Raw genomic sequence first — 2145 nt, forward strand, 5'->3', positions numbered from 1 at the left:
TGTATACAACTATACAACGTTGTATAGTTGTATAAATATTTGTATATATCTTAACAATGAAAAGGATATCATACCTTTTATATATCGACAACCCATCTTTTTTTGAAAATTTGTTTTTTTTGTAGCAAAAAAGCAGTGTGTTTTCGTAGGAAACACACTGCTTTTTTACGTTATAAATTTATTTAGACGCATTTATCCTAATTTGACTAAACTCTGTTGGGATATAGTATTTATTATAAACAACAGGATATTTATCACTAATAAAAACACTTTCTAAAATCAAATCACATTCTTCTCCGCCAAAAATTTGATATTTTAGCGATGGAGTATTGACGGAGTTGGAACGTTTGATTTCAATAGAAGCGGAATTAGCGAGTTTGTATACATTCTCTTCTAACATCTCCAATAATTGCACCTCATTCTGCAAATCTAGATTTAACTCGGATACGGCTTCTATTGGCATCATGGTTAAAGCATAGGCGACAACCTTATCGCTGCTTTTATACCAGCGTTCCAATGCTACCACTGCAGTCATTTCTTGTCTTAATACTTGTCTTACATAATCCGTTACTAAGTCAATCCGGAAATCGAGTTCAACCTCCTCGATTTTTTCCGTATAGCATTTATACAAGGGGTTCCCCAATTTCTCCAAGCCATCAATACTTTCATTTTGATGAAATTTAGTAATAAAATTCCCTTTACCATGGACCTTCTTAACCAATCCATCTTCGTGCAAAAGTGCCAAAGCATGTCTCAAGGTCATTCTGCTGACACCAAATACTTTGGACAATTCAGGTTCTGTTGGCAGCCGGCTATCAGGTGGAAACGTTCCATCCATGATCAGTTTATACAATTGATCATACACCGTGACGAATAACGGTTTTTTCGTTTTATTGAGTTCATTAAGTTTATTGTTCATTTTTCTATACACCTATAGTTTTCTTAATTCATAAATGTGCGATCCATTTCTGATCGATATTCACATAATGTTTCCTTCGTTCTATTGTACCTTACTTTCCTAACGAAATTAACCTTCAAAAATTCATCATGCTTATGCCAATGCAATTAGGGGGAGCGTCAGGAAAATGCGGATTTGACAACGTTAAGGAATTTTCAATATTAAAAGCCTAATTTCTCAATTTAATGCTGAGAAATGAGGCTTTTTTGTTACTCCATAAACGCACCCGATTGTTGATCACAAGTTAAACACCACTCCTCAACCTGCTTCTTTAGTTGAATAACAAAAGGGATCGCAGCAGCAATCTCGTTTTTAACATAAGTACCCGTTAACTTAATAAGTTTCCCAGCGAGCATCATAATTTTCTGCTTCTTCTCCCCGACTTAATGATAATATTAACATCCGTAGCTTCGCCATCATCAATTTGGCTTTCCATCTTAGAGATATCAATATTTGTCTCAATTATTACACGCTTTGTCCCATTTCCTCTTAACTTGACCCTATATGGAGCAGTGTTATTCATGAGAGATACCATAGGTATTTCGTCTTCAAAGGAATATCGTTTATAAAATTCAATGGTAAACTGAACATCATTTTTGCTGTAATTTTTAAAAGGAAGTTCACACACCCCATGTAAGGTTGTCTCATTAGTCTTATCAAAACTACATTTACTATCATCTAATTCATATGAAATTGCGTAAATACCAGTAGCAAAAGTTTTTTGAAATGAACTGGCTACGAAAGTAGGAGTAAAAATTGCTATCATAATAGCAGTAATAACTAATCGAACATGATATTTTTTTAATGATTTCATCAGAAAATACAGGCTAAATATTAGTAATAATAACGACGTAATTCCTACATAATTTATTCCATTTTCCGATTGAACAGGTATATCAAATACTGAAACAATTGTCTCTCCATATGGGTTTACATCAGGGAAAGGGAAATTTAATGCCATAGACGCAAAAAAAGGAATTAGTGCAATATAAAGATATTTCTTAACTTTTATCAATACGACCACACTCACTTATGGAAATCAATCAGAACAGAATTAAACAACCGGTTTGTTTAGCAAATATATTTCGTTTCAACCATAAGTCTAACATTAAAAAGCCCAAAATTGGTTATATTTAGAAAAATCCCTTTTTCACTATCCTTCTCCGTTAGTTCAACAAGATTAAAGC

General features: G+C 33.3%; 3 protein-coding genes. All 3 read right to left on the bottom strand.

All coding sequences use genetic code 11. The annotated features are described in order from the left end of the window. Nucleotides 1–178: 178 nt before the first annotated feature. The 3 genes from V7659_RS27985 to V7659_RS27995 all read right to left on the bottom strand — a co-directional run bounded on the left by V7659_RS27985 (nt 179) and on the right by V7659_RS27995 (nt 1973). Entirely contained in the window at nt 179–919 is a 741-nt protein-coding gene (locus tag V7659_RS27985; RefSeq protein ID WP_335543336.1) for a GntR family transcriptional regulator, read from the bottom strand. 248 nt (nt 920–1167) lie between these two features. Continuing rightward, nucleotides 1168–1317 carry a hypothetical protein gene (locus V7659_RS27990; protein ID WP_335543337.1) on the bottom strand — a complete coding sequence of 50 codons (150 nt, stop codon included), beginning with the start codon at nt 1315–1317 and terminating at the stop codon, nt 1168–1170. Then, a complete protein-coding gene (locus V7659_RS27995; RefSeq protein ID WP_335543338.1) occupies nt 1314–1973 on the bottom strand; it encodes a hypothetical protein in 660 nt (219 codons plus the stop codon). The genes V7659_RS27990 and V7659_RS27995 overlap by 4 nt, the downstream gene beginning before the upstream one ends. Between the last annotated feature and the right edge of the window lie 172 nt (nt 1974–2145).

Origin of the sequence: Neobacillus drentensis (assembly GCF_036966985.1) — a bacterium.
Taxonomy (GTDB): Bacteria; Bacillota; Bacilli; order Bacillales; family Cytobacillaceae; genus Neobacillus; species Neobacillus drentensis_E.

Bases quoted from the DNA above. Each gene is read 5' to 3' on its own strand.
- V7659_RS27990 (WP_335543337.1), bottom strand. From the start codon at position 1,317: ATGATGCTCGCTGGGAAACTTATTAAGTTAACGGGTACTTATGTTAAA.
- V7659_RS27985 (WP_335543336.1), bottom strand. From the start codon at position 919: ATGAACAATAAACTTAATGAACTCAATAAAACGAAAAAACCGTTATTC.